The sequence below is a fragment of the Nocardia sp. NPDC051030 genome (assembly GCF_040683015.1).
Classification (GTDB): domain Bacteria; phylum Actinomycetota; class Actinomycetes; order Mycobacteriales; family Mycobacteriaceae; genus Nocardia.
Genome location: NZ_JBFBCD010000007.1, coordinates 42,294 through 56,412, shown reverse-complemented (window position 1 = coordinate 56,412; position 14,119 = coordinate 42,294). Strand labels below are relative to the sequence as shown.

Below are 14,119 nucleotides of genomic sequence, written 5' to 3'. Positions count from 1 at the left end.
CGTCACCACGGAATCTTCGGCAGCGCATCGAACACGGCCAGCAGCACGACCACGCCGGTCACGATCACCGACCACCAGTCGGCCCCGAGCCCGGCGGCCCGCCCCAGCCACGACGCATTGCCGGATTGCTCCGGCGTCGAAATATTCACCACTGCCTCCACGAACTCCAAGTGAGGCCCCGGACTATCCGGGATCGTGGCGCGCCCGGCCAGTATTCGAATCGCGGTGATTCGATCAGCGGCGAACGGTCTCCAGAGCGGTCTTCAACTGCGCGATCATCTCGGCTTGGGCGGCACGGCCTTCGGAGGTCGGAGTCAGCGGATAGACGTGTACCAGGTCGGTGGCTTCGTGAAAGTCGACCTCGACGCCCGCGCCGCGCGCCTTGTCCACGAGGAGCCGGGCGTCCGGCCACAGAATGTCGCGGGTGCCGCAGAAGAGAGTGAGCGGGCCGAGATTCGCCATCTCGGCGAACAGCGGGCTGACCCGGGGATCGGAGATCGGGAGCGGGCCGCGCCAGTGCTCGCCGAGAACCAGGCCGCCGTCGTGGCCCAGCCAGGGATCGGTGGGCAGGACGACCGGGATCTCGGGATTGCTCAGCGAGAGATCGAGCGCGGGGGAGATGAGGATCGTGCGGGGCAGGGTCACCTGATGCTCGTCGCGAAGCACCACGGCCGTGGACAAGGCGATCTGCCCACCGGCGGAGTCACCGGCCAGGCAGACCTCGCCGTACTGAATTCGATTGGCCAGCACCAGATCCGCGAATGCCGGAATGACCACATCGGCGCTGCCGAACGGAATCAGCGGATAGATCGGCACGGTCACGGTGGTGCCCGCCCGGACCGCGATCTCGGCCGCCAAAGCCCAATGCTGCGGCTGGATCTCATTGACCCACCCGCCGCCGTGCGCGTACACGACATTCCCGTGCGGCTGCCCCGTCCGGGGAGTGAGCGTATAGATCGGCCAGCCCCGATCGTGGTCCACCGTCACCGCGACATCGGCCCGCAAGCGCCGTGGCGGCCCATACGGCTGTGGGCGAAGCGTGCGCTCCCGAATATGCCTGCGCGCGCCCTCGGTGCTGATGAAGGGCCGATTGGCCCGGGCAATCCGCAGATAGACCGGCACGATCCGACTGACGAAGCTCGGCACACTCTCCTCCTACGACTCCGTATTCACCCGCGACAGTACCGCCGCCACGGTGTCCGGAGTCGTTATGCCGACAAACCTCCTCAGCGGAAACCGACCGCGATGTCGATCTCCTCGAGGGCGTGGCTCATACGGTCGCGCTTGGTCCGCAGGTAGTGGACATTGTGCTCGGTGGGCTGGGTTTGCAAGGGGATTCGGGACTCCACGGTGATGCCGTGCGCTTCCAGACCGGATTGCTTGGCGGGGTTGTTGCTCAGCAGCCGGACCGAGGTGATGCCCAGGTCGGCGAGGATCTGCGCGGCGGATCCGTAGCTGCGCGCATCGATGGGGAGGCCTAGCTTGACATTGGCGTCCACGGTGTCCGCGCCCTCGTCCTGAAGTTCGTAGGCGCGAAGCTTATTCAGCAGGCCGATGCCCCGCCCTTCCTGGCCGCGCAGGTAGACGATGATGCCGCTGCCTTCGCTGGCCACGGCGCCCATTGCCGCGTCGAGTTGTTCGCCGCAGTCACAGCGCAGCGAGCCGAAAGCGTCGCCGGTCAGGCATTCGGAGTGGATGCGAATGAGAACGTCTGCGCCGGTGGGGTTTCCGTACACGAGGGCCAGGTGTTCGGCGGTGTCATCGCTGTAGCCGAAGACCCGGAAGGTGCCGAAGCGGGTGGGCAGCTGGGTTTCGACCACGCGGGAGATGGTGTGCTCCAGTCGCTTTCGATATTCGACCAGATCGGCGATGGAGACGATCGGAATATCGTGCGCACGGGCCATGATCAGAAGTTCGGGCAGTCGCGCCATGGAGCCGTCGTCATTGACGACCTCGGCGATCACCGCGGCAGGCCGCAATCCGGCCAGCCGGGCCAGGTCGACCGACGCCTCTGTGTGGCCTTCGCGGCCGAGGACGCCGCGCGGATGCGCGCGCAGCGGGAAGACGTGCCCGGGCCGGGACAGCTCATCGGCGGTGGTGCGCGGATCGGCCAGCAGTCGCATGGTGTGCGCCCGGTCAGCAGCCGAAATGCCGGTGCTCACACCGGAAATCGCGTCCACCGACACCGTATAGGCGGTGCCCTTGGGATCCTGGTTCACGGTGGTCATGGGCGGCAGTTGCAGCCGGTCGAGGTCCTCGCCCGCCATGGGCACGCACACCACGCCGCTGGTCCAGCGCACCATGAAGCCGATGTTCTCCGGAGTCGCCTTCTCGGCGGCCAGCACCAGATCGCCTTCGTTCTCGCGGTCCTCGTCGTCCACCACGAGCACCATGCCGCCGGTCGCGATGGCGGCCACCGCGGTCGCGATCGTGTCGAGTTCACCGGTCATCGTCGACCACCTCCTCCGGGCCGCACGATTGTCGGCCATATGACTAATAGAAATATGTGAGCCGCGAAACAACGAGGTGGGGTCTCGCTCACCGGTCAGGAATACGGCAACTACCCGGAGACAGGCGACGGCCCGGAGGCAATCGCCTTCGGGCCGTCGATCTATTCAGTCAAGCGGATTCAGTTGTGCGAGGCGTGCGCCTCGCCGCCGGTGGCCCCGGTCCTGCCATGCCTCATGATCACCGCGCCGACGAGTGCGATGAGCGCCGCACCGGCGATGAAGTAGAAGCTGACCTCATAGCCCTTGTCCGCGTAGACCAAGGGGATGTCCTTGATGACGGTGGGCGTACCCATGACCGTGATCTCGGCCTTCACCGGATTGGCATTCAGGAACGCGGTGGCGACCGCGAGGCCGATGGCCGCACCCATGGCCTGCATGACGCCGAGCATGCCCGCGCTGATGCCCTGCTGTCTCGCGGGCACCGCCTCGACGATGAGGTTCGGCGTGGCCGCGTAATACAGCGCGAAGGCGATACCGAACACCGCACTGATCAATGCCTGCGTCTGCCACCCGTGCGACAGCGCGGCGTAGGCGAGCGCACTACCGACGAAGATGACCAGCGCGGTCACCAGCGGCAGGCGTGCCCCGGAACGTCGAATCCACAGGCCGCCAAGGAAACCGAACAACATGGCGATGAGCGACTGTGCGAGCGTGACATGCGTGGCGAACTTCAACAGGGTGAAGCCGTCACCGTAGGAGTAGCCCGGATTCAGTTCCACCTTCACCATGTCCGGCGGCAGCTGCGAGTACACCATCTCCTCGGGCACCGCGCCCGGCGGAAGTTCCACGCCCGGCGGCAGCGAAGCCTTCGCCTGCGCTTCGGCCTGCGCCATGGCCCCGGCCTTCACCTGAGTCCAGGTCGCGTCCTTGACCTGCGAGACGACCTCGGCGGACGGCGGCGACTGGGTCATGTAACCCGTTGCGTAGGACTGATAGCCGATCATGAAGGAGGCCAGCAGCGAGACGAACAGCAGCACGCTCACCTTCGGATTGAACAGCAGCTTCATATCCATGATCGGATTGCTGGCGCGCTTCTCCACGAGCGGGAACAGCACCAGCAACGCCAGGCCGACGATCAGCCAGGCCAGCGTGGTGGGCTTGCTCCAACCCCAGTCCTGGCCCTTGTCCAGGTAGATCAGGACCAGTGTCGCGCCCGCACCGAGCAGGCCCGCGCCGACAATGTCCAGGCGCTGCGGGGTGCGCAGCTTGGACTCCGGCACCACGAGGATCAGCAGCGGAATCATGATCACCGTGAAGACGAACAGGAACCAGAACAGTGCCCGCCAGCTGTAGTGCTCGGTGACATAGCCCCCGATGAGCGGTCCGGCCAGCGCCGACACGCCGAGGCCGGTGGCCGCGATGCCGAGGCCGATCGGAACGAGCTTGCGCGGCATCAGGTCTCGGATGAGGCCGTAGGAGATGACCGTGGTCGCGATGGCCGTGGCTTGCAGGCCGCGGCCGATCAGGAACAGCATCCAATTGCTGGTGACCGCGCAGATGACGCAGCCCAGCATGAACAGCACGCCGCAGACCAGGAACATCCGCTTCTTGCCGTAGATGTCACTGAGCTTGCCGATCAATGGGGACACCGCGGCGCCGACGACGCCGAAAATAATGATGGCCCAGTTGATATTGGCGCCTTGATCGGGGAAGGTCGGCGCGATCTGCCGCAGCGCCGCCGAGACCATGACGTACTGCATCGGGGAGACCTCGGTGAACAGCACGATGATGGCGAGGACCGAGAAGATCCTCAGCTTCGATGCGCCATCGAGGCGACCGGATTCGTCAGGCGTGGTGCCGGGTGGCACCGCGGTATCGACGGAGGTGGACATGTTTTGCGTCCTCCAGGATGGGTAGGTAACACGATGGCGTGAACCGTGTCACAGCCCGGGGCCGCCGCCTATGGACCATTCCGTTCAGTGGGAATTCTCGAAAAACTGCTCGTAGACAGCTTTTTGCTGGCTAAGCTGTTTCGCTTACCGTGGGAGTTCGGTTGCCGAGCGCGGCCTTGCGATTGATTCGATCGGCGGCGATCAGCAATCCGACCGGGATGAATCCGAGCAGGAAGCCCGACGGGAACAGCAGGTAGGAATTGAGCAGCACCCACGCGCCGAGACTCCAGCCTGCGTAGGCGGGCGCAATTCGGCCATTGCGCACCGTCCGCACCATGAGTGCGCCGAGCACGATCAGCGGAACGGCGAAACCGCCCGGCAGCGCCCAGAAACGCCAGGTCGATACCGCGAGATCGAAATCCTTGTCGGGATCGCCCGAGTGCAATTCGCCTGTGGCCCAACCGGACCAGCTGTCATGTGTGAACAGGACGAAGGCCACGATGTGCAGCACGCCGATGGCGATCAGTAGTCGTCCGGCCCAGATGGTGAGTTTTCCGGCGGTTGCGCTGGCCAGTCGATCGGCCTCGGTGGCAGTGGCGGACATGGTGACTCCTTGAACCCAGAATTACGGTACCGCAGTTTCGATACTCTGGTTCCGTATTATGGGCCCATGACTACCAGCGGACAAGGGCCGGGCCGTCCCAGGGAGACTCGAATCGATCACACCGTGACGACGGCTACGCGAGAGCTACTTGCCGAGCACGGCTACGCGGCGCTCACCGTGAACGCGGTGGCGCAGCGGGCGGGCGTCGGCAAGGCCGCCATCTACCGCCGGTTCGGCTCCAAGGCCGAAATGGCCTTCGCCGCGGTCGTTCACGATCGGGAGGTGCCGCCCGTACCCGATACCGGTTCGCTGCGTGGCGATCTGGGCGAGATGGTCCGGACGATTCACGCCGCCATGAGCAATCCGCTCGCCATGGATGTCATTCCGGCACTCCTGGCCGAACTCGGCAAGGATCCGGAGCTGGGGCCCCGATGGCAGCAGAGCTCGTTCGCCATGGAACGCGAGTACATCGCCCAGCTGCTCGACCAGGCGCGTGCGCGCGGTGAGCTGGACGCCGACAGCCCTGATGACGTGACGGTTGTGCTTCTGCTGGCGGGCCCGATCTTCTACGCGCTCTACGGATTCCGCCTGCCCGTCGACGAGGCGCAGATCGACCGGCTCGTCGATATCATCGCGGCGGGCCTGCTGAGATCGGCACGCTAGCCGGTCACTTGGACGACTTGCGGCGGCCGCGCTTCCTCGCGAGTTTGTCGAGGTCGGCCAGGAGATCCTCGGCGAATTCCTTCTCGGCCTCGTAATGCTTGACGCACCAGCGCAGTACGGCGCTGGGGTAGGCCCACTCCGGGTTGGCTTCGGAACCCTCGGCATCCACCTCGGCCAGCTTGCGCATGCGTTCCGCGTACTCGATGTGCTGTCCGAGGATTTCGCGCATGCGATCGGGTTCGGCGAGATGCCCGAGCCAGGCCCGCAGCATCACACTGTGTTTGAGCACCGGCGGTTCGACGGGGGAGTGGTTCACCCAGTGCGAGGCCGCTTCCCGCCCGCTCTCGGTAATGGCGTACATGCGCTTGCCGCGCATGCCGTCCTCCGAGACCACGGTGCGCGAGACCGCGTAGCCGTGTTTCTCCAGCCGTTTGAGTTCGGCGTAGATCTGGCTGAACGACGGGCTCCAATAGAAGAATTGCAGGCTCCAGTCCGCCCACTTCTTCAGGTCGTAGCCGGAGAGTTCCTCTGCGTGCGAGAGCATTCCGAGCACCGCCCACGCGGTGGTGGGCAGATCCGGAACTGCTTGCTCGTCGCCCTGAGCAGGGCGCACGCCGCCATCGGTCATCATGGAACTGTATAGCCCTCGCATGTCGGCTCCGCTCGACGCCAATTATTCGCTCCCCTCACTACCGGTTGTTCGCTTCGATCAGCGCCAGTGCGCGCGACGCGGGAACAGGGTGCGCCCGGCCTCGTGCGCGACCTCGAGCACGACGCGGGCCAGCCGGTCATAGCTCATGCCGTCGGCGCGGCCGGACAGCGAGAGTGCGGCGGGCGCGGTGCCGCGTCCCCGCAGCGGCGCTGCGACACAGGCGATTCCGACGACGGCCTCCTCGCGGTCGATGGCCACACCCTGGCGCAGGCGGATCTGTTGGAGCTCGCGGGCCAGCGCCTCGGGCTCGCAGATGGTGCGCGGGGTCAGCCGGGGCAGGCGATTGCGCAGCGCGGCCTCGGCGATATTCGGCTCGAGACAGGCGAGCATGGCCTTGCCGACACCCGTTGCGTGCGCGGGCATCCGGCCACCCAGGCGGGTGGGCAGGCTGCTGGCGAACCGGCCACCGGCCTTGTCCAGGTAGACCACATCGCGGCCATCGAGGACGGCCAGGTGGCCGACCATGCCGGTGCGCTGGCTCAGTTCGTGCAGCAGCGGGCTCACGGCATCGCGAATCTCATTGTGGTCCGCGGTGAGTCCGCCGAGCTCCAGCGCGCGCATGCCGAGCCGGTAGCCGCCGGAGGTGTGCGCCAGCCAGCGGAGCTTGATCATCTGGTCGAGGATCCGGTGCACGGTGGACCGCGGCAGCCCGGTGCGCTCGACCAGGCCGAGCAGTGTGAGGGTGGGGGTGGAGGCGTCGAAAGCGTCCAGGATGAGCGTCATTCGCTCGATCATCGAGACTGGGACTTCGGCCGCGGGCCGGGATTCCTTGGCGCGCAGGGGGTTGTGAGTAGGCCGAGTCTCCGCCGGGGGCAGCAGGGCGACGGTCATATGTACCTCCGTTGGTTCATATCCAGTCTAGGGATATACCGATTAGGCATGTGCCTGAATCGGAGCTTGTGTTACCCATCACAGTGCCCTGCGCCACACGCGGGGGAATCGGGAGAACTACGTAGGTTCTACGGATCCGTGTCTCGGTGACCGAACCCCGATATTGACGCCTCCCGGCTGCGACCTGCTGTTATGACGGTCAGGCCTATTTCGAACCGAAATAAAGGAGGCGCCGTGGAACCGGTGCTGGAGGCGGACGCAGCATCCCGTGAGATCGATCCGGCAGCTTTCAAGACCGTGCTGGGCAGGTTCTGCTCCGGAGTCACTGTGATTACGGCCCTTGACGACGGCGAACCCGTCGGCTTCGCCTGCCAGTCGTTCGCCTCGCTGTCCATCGACCCGCCGCTGGTGAGCTTCTTCCCCGCCAAGACCTCGAGCACCTGGCCGAAAATCCGTGCGGCCGGACGGTTCTGCGTGAACATCCTGGCCGACCACCAGACCGATATCTGCCGTCAGCTCGGCCGCCCGGGCGCGGACAAGTTCGCGGGCATCGGCTGGTCCGAATCCGAGAACGGTTCGCCACTGCTCACCGGCTCCATGGCCTCCATCGACTGCGAACTCCACGACGAGGTCGACGGCGGCGACCACACCATTGTCATCGCCCGGGTGACCGGCCTCAATGAGCATTCCGAGGCCGCCCCGCTGCTCTTCTACCGCGCGGCGTTCGGACGTCTCGCACATCAGTAGCAACCTCCCGGCCAGTGGGATTGCCATTGTCATCGGCGTCACATCGGCCGCGACCATCGAAGCAAGCAAGGGAGAGGAATTCACATGACCACCACGGACGGTGCCGCGACCTCGAGTGAGGTGCGAGTCATCGATGCGGCCGCCCCGCCGGCTCGATTCGCGCGCGGCTGGCACTGCCTGGGCCTGGCCGACTCCTTCCGCGACGGAAAGCCGCACGCCATCAAGGCATTCGGCACCGAGATCGTGGTGTTCGCGGCCGAGGACGGCAGCCTGAACGTGCTCAATGCCTACTGCCCGCACATGGGCGGCAATCTGGCCGACGGCACCGTCAAGGGCGATTCGCTGGCCTGCCCGTTCCACGACTGGCGCTGGAACGGCAAGGGCAAATGCACCGGCATCCCGTACGCGCGCCGCGTGCCGCCACTGGCCCGGACCAAGGCCTGGCCGACCATGGAGGAGAACCGGCAACTCTTCGTCTGGCACGACCCGGAGAACAAGCAGCCGCCCGCCGAACTCGCCATCCCGCGCATCGACGCGGCATTCGACGACGAGTGGACCGACTGGACCTGGAACTCCATGATCGTCGACGCCAACTGCCGCGAGGTCGTCGACAATGTCGTGGACATGGCGCACTTCTTCTACGTGCACTACGGCTTCCCGACCTTCTTCAAGAACGTCTTCGAGGGCCACACCGCCAGCCAGTTCATGACCTCCATCTCCCGCGAGGACATGATGGGTGAAACCGCGAAAGCGTTGGGCGGCAAGAACGTTCTGGAATCCGAGGCGTCCTACTACGGGCCCTCCTACATGATCGACTACCTCAAGAGCGAGAGCCCGGGGCTCACGGTCGAGGGCTACCTGATCAACTGCCACTACCCGATCAATGAGAACCAGTTCGTGCTGCAGTACGGCGCGATCGCCAAGAAGCCCGCGGGCGTCCCGCCCGAGCAGGCCGCGGAGATCGCCCAGAAGTTCGTCGGCGGACTCGGCAAGGGCTTCGAACAGGACGCCAATATCTGGAAGCGCAAGTCGCGCATCAACAATCCGCTGCTGTGCGAGGAGGACGGGCCGGTCTACCAGCTGCGTCGCTGGTACGAGCAGTTCTACACGAATACCGCGGACGTCACCGAGGAGATGACCACCCGCTTCGAGTTCGAGGTGGACACCACCCGCGCCGTCGCCGCCTGGGAGCAGGAAGTCGCCGACAACCTCGCCAAGCGCGCCGAAGCCGACGCGAACGCCTGAAAGGCACAGCCATGGAAGAGGTTTCGTGCCGGTCCTGCGGGACCTGCGTACTGGTGGAGAAGTTCAGCCCCCAGCACACCAGCGTGCAGTGGAACAAGACCGCCGTGGCGGCCTGCACGGAACTCCCGGCCGCGGGGCTGCGCTCGCGCACCTCGCACACCTGCCAGGCGCTGCGCGCCAGCATCGACGCGGCGGTGGAGGCGGGCGCATTGAGTGTCAGCACACGAGATGTGGACGTGACCACGCGCGGCCGGACCCTGGCGTCCTGACCCTTCCGGGGTGCTTTGGCCGGAACCCGCAGCGGCCCAAGGGGTTGCGATGGATTCCGGCCGAGAACATGCCGGAAGGACTGGGTGCCTTGCGAGGCCGGAACGACATTGACAGCACAGGAATGGAACTGGTGGATCGGATGACGGTGACAGAGTTCGAGCCCGGCCAGGCGCGGCTCGCATCGCAGCCCGCCGCGGCCGACGTCGCGCAGCTCGGGGCCGAGGTGGCGCTGGAGACCGCTCAGCAAGCGGGCGGCATCGCGTCGGTGCGGGTCGTGCGCGTGCTGCGCGAGACGGAGGATGCGGTATCGCTCGAGCTGGCTCCGGATGCGGCGCATGCCGATCGGTTCGGGTACAAGCCGGGCCAGTTCCTCACCCTGCGCATTCCGAGTGAGCTGACCGGGTCGGTGAGCCGGTGCTATTCGCTGTCCAGTGCGCCGCATGAGGGTGGGCCGTTGAAGGTCACCATCAAGCGGACCGTGGCGGGATACGGCTCGAACTGGCTGTGCGACAACGCGGTCGAGGGCATGGCTCTCGATGTATTGCCGCCCGCCGGGCTGTTCACTCCGGCCTCGCTGGACGACGATCTGCTGCTGTTCGGTGCTGGCAGCGGCATCACGCCGGTGCTGTCGATCCTCAAGGCCGCGCTGGCGGAGGGCTCCGGGCACGTCACCCTGATCTACGCCAACCAGCATGAGAACGCGGTCATCTTCGCTCGGGAATTGGCGGAATTGGCGGCGGCGTACCCGGATCGGCTGCTTGTACTGCACTGGTTGCAGTCGGTGCAGGGGCTGCCGAGCGTCGAACAGCTTGCCGCACTGGCCAAGCCGTGGGCCTCGCGTGAGGTCTTCACCTGTGGACCCGGCCCGTTCATGGATGCGGTCAGCGCCGCCATGACTTCGCTGGGTGCGGATCGAAAGCGGGTACACAGCGAGAAGTTCGTGTCCCTGTCCGGCAATCCGTTCGAGACCGACACCGCCGCAGTCGATATGGAGGCGGCGGTCGCGGCCGGTGACAATGCCACGGTCCAGGTCGAACTCGATGGGGAGAACCACGAGGTCACCTGGCCGCGGCAGCAGTCCCTCCTGGATGTACTACTCGCCAAGGGCCTCGAAGCGCCCTACTCGTGCCGGGAAGGCGCGTGCAGCGCCTGCGTCTGCCGGGTGGTCTCCGGCGAAGTGTCCATGCGGCGCAATGAAGTTCTCGAAGACGCCGACCTGCAAGACGGCTATGTGCTGGCCTGCCAAGCGGTTCCGGTGACGGACGACGTCTCCGTCACCTACTCGTAAATAGAACACCGTCTGATTGCTACGAGGAGTACAAATCATGGCTGCTTTCAGCTCCCTCGGCTACGTCCGCGCCCGCATCGCCGATGTGGATGCCTGGCGTAAGTTCGCCTTCGACACCATCGGTTTCGCCGAAGGCTCCGGCCCCCACCCGGACTCGATCTACCTGCGCACCGATGAGCACACCTACCGGCTCGAACTGGTGCCCGGCGAACGCGACGAGGTGATCGCGGTCGGCTGGCAGGTCGCCGACAGCCGCTCGCTCGGCCTGGTCCGGGAGACCCTGGAGAAGGCGGGCGTCGCCGTCGCCACGCTCTCCCTCGCCGAGGCCGCGAACCGGCATGTCGAGGAGGCGATCAGCTTCGTCGACCCGTCCGGCTTCACGATCGAGGTGTTCCACGGCCCGCTGCTCGACCACAGCCCGATCCTCACCAGGCACGGCGCACGATTCGTGAACGGCAATCTCGGCCTGGGCCACGTGGTGCTGCCGGTGCGCGATATCGAAGAGGCGCGGCTGTTCTACACGGAGGTCCTGGGGTTCGCGTCCCGCGGCTCCTTCCGCGTCGGACCGCCCGAGCACCCGATCTGGATCCGCTTCATGGGCGTGAACCCCCGCCACCACAGCCTCGCCCTGATTCCGGGCTCGCGTCCGGACGGCCCGGGCATCGTGCACATCATGGTCGAGGTCGACACCCTCGACGAGGTCGGCCGCACCCTGGACCGCGTCAATAAGGCGGGCTACCACCTGTCCTCGACGCTGGGCCGCCACACCAACGACAAGATGATCTCCTTCTACGTCCGCACTCCCGGCGGCTGGGATCTCGAATTCGGTTGCGAGGGAATGCTGGTCGGCGACGACTACGTCGCCGAGGAGATGACCGCCGACAGCTACTGGGGTCACGAATGGGCCCGAGGCTGATCACCACGGACTAGGCCCGCCGTCCCCGGGACGCGGGCCGTCGCGTACCCGCCAGAGCCCCGGTGGGTGCGCGGCATTTTCGGAGCACAACTGAATATCCCCGCAAAGGAGCGCCGAAAATTGAATCAGCCCACCGTCTCCGGACCCACCCGGTTCGGCTTCTTCATCGCGCCGTACCACCCGCTCACCGGTAACCCCACCCTCCAGATCCAGCGCGATCTGCGACTGGTGGAACTGGCGGACGAACTCGGCTATGCCGAGGCGTGGGTCGGCGAACACCATTCCGCCGGAATGGAAATCATCTCCGCCCCGGAGGTATTCCTGGCCGCCGCGGCCGAACGCACCCGGCAGATCCGCCTGGGCACCGGCGTGAATTCGCTGCCTTACCACCAGCCCATGATGCTGGCCGACCGGCTCTGCCTGCTCGACCACCTGACCAAGGGTCGCGTCATGATGGGCATCGGCCCGGGGCAGCTGGCCTCGGACGCCTCCATGATGGGTGTGCCGCAGCCGCGGCAGCGCGACATGATGCACGAGTCCATGGAGGTGCTCGCCCAGCTGCTGCGCGGCGACGTGGTCAGCGCCAAGACGGACTGGTTCGAGCTCAATGAGGCCCGATTGCAGCTGCTGCCCTACCAGCGGGGCGGGCTGGAAATGGCTGTGGCATCGACCATTTCGCCCTCGGGTGCGGTGCTGGCCGGAAAGCACGGTGCGGGCCTGCTGTCCCTGGCCGCCTCCGATCCGAGCGGGTATGACGCGCTGCTGCCCAACTGGAAGGTCTACGAGAAGACCATGGGCGACAACGGGTTCACCGTCGACCGCTCGAAGTGGCGGCTCGTCGCACCCATGCACATCGCCGAGACGCGGGAACAGGCGCGACGCGAAGCCGAATGGGGCATCGGGCATCTCACCGAGTACATCAAGCAGCTCTCCGGTATGGAACTGCCGTGGGACGACGCCTCGGCCGCCGCCTCCGTCGAACAGTGGACCGGCCCCGGCTTCCCCGCCTTCGGCCGCGCCACCATCGGCACGCCGGACGATGCCATCGCCACCATCGAGGCGCTCGCCGCACAGTCCGGCGGCTTCGGCACCTTCCTCATGCTGTCGCTCAATGTCGCCGACCCCGAAGCCAACCAGCGCTCGGCCAAGCTGTTCGCCGAACACGTCATTCCGCACTTCACCGGGGCGAACCGCAATCGCGTCGCCTCCCTGAACTGGGCCAATGCCAATAGCGACCGGCTCATGTCCGGTATGCGCGCGGGCGTGGAAGCCGCCTTCGAACGCCACGGCCAGGCCCTGCAGGCCGCTCTGACGCCCGATACGGAAGGACAGTAGTCATGCGCGCGGTAGTCATGCGCAATCGGAAGCTCATTGTCGACGAGGTTCCCGAACCCGTGCCCGGCCCCGGTCAGGTGCTGGTGGAAACCATCGCCTGCGGCGTCTGCGGGTCCGATAAGCAGGCCCTGGACTACACCGACGAATTCCTCCAGGCCTCCCGCGACAGCGGCATCCCGACCTTCATGTTCGACCCACACCGGGATCTGGTCATGGGACACGAACTGGCCGCCCGCGTCATCGGCGCGGGACCGGATACGCCATTCGTGGAGGGGCAGAACGTCGTCGCGCTGCCGTGGGCCATCGACACCGCCGGTGGCATTCACGGCGTCGGCTACTCCAATGACTTTCCCGGCGGGTACGGCGAGCGCATGGTCCTGCAGGCCATGGCTCTGGAACCCATTCCCGAGCACGTGCCGCCGCACGTGGCGGCCATGACCGAACCGCTCGCGGTCGGCTTCGGCAATGTGGCCCGCACCGGCATCGGACCCGAAGGCACCGGCATCGTCATCGGTTGCGGCCCCGTCGGTTTGGGTGCGGTGGCGGCCCTGGCCGAACGAGGTGTCACGCCGATCGTGGCCTCTGATCCGTCCAAGCTGCGGCGTGCGGCGGCACTGCGGCTGGGCGCGCATCGCGTGGTCGATCCGGCCACCGAGGATCCGGTCGAGGTGTGGCGCGAACTCGCCTCGCCCGGCCAGAAACTCCACGTCTGGGTGTGCGCCTCGGTGCCCGGCCTGCTCAATGACCTCATGTACAAGGTCCCGCGTGAGACGGCCATCCTCCAGATCGGCGCGGTCATGACCGATGACGTCATCCGCCCGATCGTCGGCATCTATAAGGACATCTCCCTGCAGATGTGCATGGTCTATCCGCACGAGGAATACGCGAAAACCCTGGGTCGCATTGCCGAAGGCACCATCGACGCGGCGTCCCTCATCACCGACGAGGTCGGTCTGGACGGGGTGGCGGGCGCGATCGAATCGCTGCGCAATCCGGAGGACCACATCCAGATCCTGGTTCGCCCGAATCTGTAGAACCACCCCGCTCGGAGGGACCTTCGTTCTCGGACGTTGCCAAGTGGGGGAACGGCGTGGGGGGGGGGGGGGGGGGGCGGCGGCCCCGGGGAGAAGACCCCCCCGGGGAGAGGTTGGGGGGGGGGTTTGTGA

At 66.2% G+C, this 14,119-nt stretch carries 15 protein-coding genes; 8 read left to right on the top strand and 7 right to left on the bottom strand.

What is annotated here, in order from left to right:
• Positions 1-2: 2 nt before the first annotated feature.
• The 5 genes from AB0N05_RS23875 to AB0N05_RS23855 all read right to left on the bottom strand — a co-directional run bounded on the left by AB0N05_RS23875 (position 3) and on the right by AB0N05_RS23855 (position 4,946).
• Positions 3-149 carry a hypothetical protein gene (locus tag AB0N05_RS23875; protein WP_364698044.1) on the bottom strand — a complete coding sequence of 49 codons (147 nt, stop codon included), beginning with the start codon at positions 147-149 and terminating at the stop codon, positions 3-5.
• A gap of 85 nt (positions 150-234) precedes the next feature.
• Positions 235-1,146: an alpha/beta hydrolase gene (locus AB0N05_RS23870; RefSeq protein WP_364698042.1), complete on the bottom strand. Its 912-nt coding sequence runs from the start codon at positions 1,144-1,146 to the stop codon at positions 235-237.
• An 80-nt stretch (positions 1,147-1,226) separates the two neighbouring features.
• Positions 1,227-2,450, bottom strand: coding sequence for a bifunctional 3,4-dihydroxy-2-butanone-4-phosphate synthase/GTP cyclohydrolase II (locus AB0N05_RS23865; protein WP_364698040.1), 1,224 nt, complete (start codon positions 2,448-2,450; stop codon positions 1,227-1,229).
• Positions 2,451-2,629: 179 nt separating this feature from the next.
• A complete protein-coding gene (locus tag AB0N05_RS23860; RefSeq protein ID WP_364698038.1) occupies positions 2,630-4,342 on the bottom strand; it encodes an MFS transporter in 1,713 nt (570 codons plus the stop codon).
• 130 nt (positions 4,343-4,472) lie between these two features.
• Entirely contained in the window at positions 4,473-4,946 is a 474-nt protein-coding gene (locus AB0N05_RS23855; protein ID WP_364698036.1) for a DUF6463 family protein, read from the bottom strand.
• Positions 4,947-5,012: 66 nt separating this feature from the next.
• Here AB0N05_RS23855 and AB0N05_RS23850 point away from each other — a divergent pair, with 66 nt between their 5' ends.
• The gene (locus tag AB0N05_RS23850) at positions 5,013-5,609 is read left to right on the top strand and encodes a TetR/AcrR family transcriptional regulator (protein ID WP_364698034.1); all 597 of its coding nucleotides are present in this window, start codon (positions 5,013-5,015) and stop codon (positions 5,607-5,609) included.
• A 4-nt stretch (positions 5,610-5,613) separates the two neighbouring features.
• Here AB0N05_RS23850 and AB0N05_RS23845 read toward each other — a convergent pair whose 3' ends face one another.
• A complete protein-coding gene (locus AB0N05_RS23845; RefSeq protein ID WP_364698032.1) occupies positions 5,614-6,261 on the bottom strand; it encodes a PadR family transcriptional regulator in 648 nt (215 codons plus the stop codon).
• A 57-nt stretch (positions 6,262-6,318) separates the two neighbouring features.
• Positions 6,319-7,152, bottom strand: coding sequence for an IclR family transcriptional regulator (locus AB0N05_RS23840; RefSeq protein WP_364698030.1), 834 nt, complete (start codon positions 7,150-7,152; stop codon positions 6,319-6,321).
• Positions 7,153-7,386: 234 nt separating this feature from the next.
• On the opposite strand from AB0N05_RS23840, the gene AB0N05_RS23835 reads away from it, so the two are divergent.
• The 7 genes from AB0N05_RS23835 to AB0N05_RS23805 all read left to right on the top strand — a co-directional run bounded on the left by AB0N05_RS23835 (position 7,387) and on the right by AB0N05_RS23805 (position 13,987).
• Positions 7,387-7,899 carry a flavin reductase family protein gene (locus AB0N05_RS23835; RefSeq protein WP_364698028.1) on the top strand — a complete coding sequence of 171 codons (513 nt, stop codon included), beginning with the start codon at positions 7,387-7,389 and terminating at the stop codon, positions 7,897-7,899.
• A gap of 84 nt (positions 7,900-7,983) precedes the next feature.
• Entirely contained in the window at positions 7,984-9,144 is a 1,161-nt protein-coding gene (locus AB0N05_RS23830) for a Rieske 2Fe-2S domain-containing protein (protein WP_364698026.1), read from the top strand.
• Positions 9,145-9,155: 11 nt separating this feature from the next.
• Complete coding sequence (locus AB0N05_RS23825) at positions 9,156-9,413, top strand: hypothetical protein (protein WP_364698024.1); 258 nt, start codon at positions 9,156-9,158, stop codon at positions 9,411-9,413.
• 140 nt (positions 9,414-9,553) lie between these two features.
• A complete protein-coding gene (locus AB0N05_RS23820) occupies positions 9,554-10,702 on the top strand; it encodes a ferredoxin--NADP reductase (protein ID WP_364698022.1) in 1,149 nt (382 codons plus the stop codon).
• A 37-nt stretch (positions 10,703-10,739) separates the two neighbouring features.
• A complete protein-coding gene (locus AB0N05_RS23815) occupies positions 10,740-11,618 on the top strand; it encodes a VOC family protein (protein WP_364698020.1) in 879 nt (292 codons plus the stop codon).
• Between the two features lie 120 nt (positions 11,619-11,738).
• The gene (locus AB0N05_RS23810; protein WP_364698018.1) at positions 11,739-12,953 is read left to right on the top strand and encodes an LLM class flavin-dependent oxidoreductase; all 1,215 of its coding nucleotides are present in this window, start codon (positions 11,739-11,741) and stop codon (positions 12,951-12,953) included.
• Positions 12,954-12,955: 2 nt separating this feature from the next.
• Positions 12,956-13,987: a zinc-binding dehydrogenase gene (locus AB0N05_RS23805; RefSeq protein ID WP_364698016.1), complete on the top strand. Its 1,032-nt coding sequence runs from the start codon at positions 12,956-12,958 to the stop codon at positions 13,985-13,987.
• The last annotated feature ends 132 nt before the right edge of the window (positions 13,988-14,119 follow it).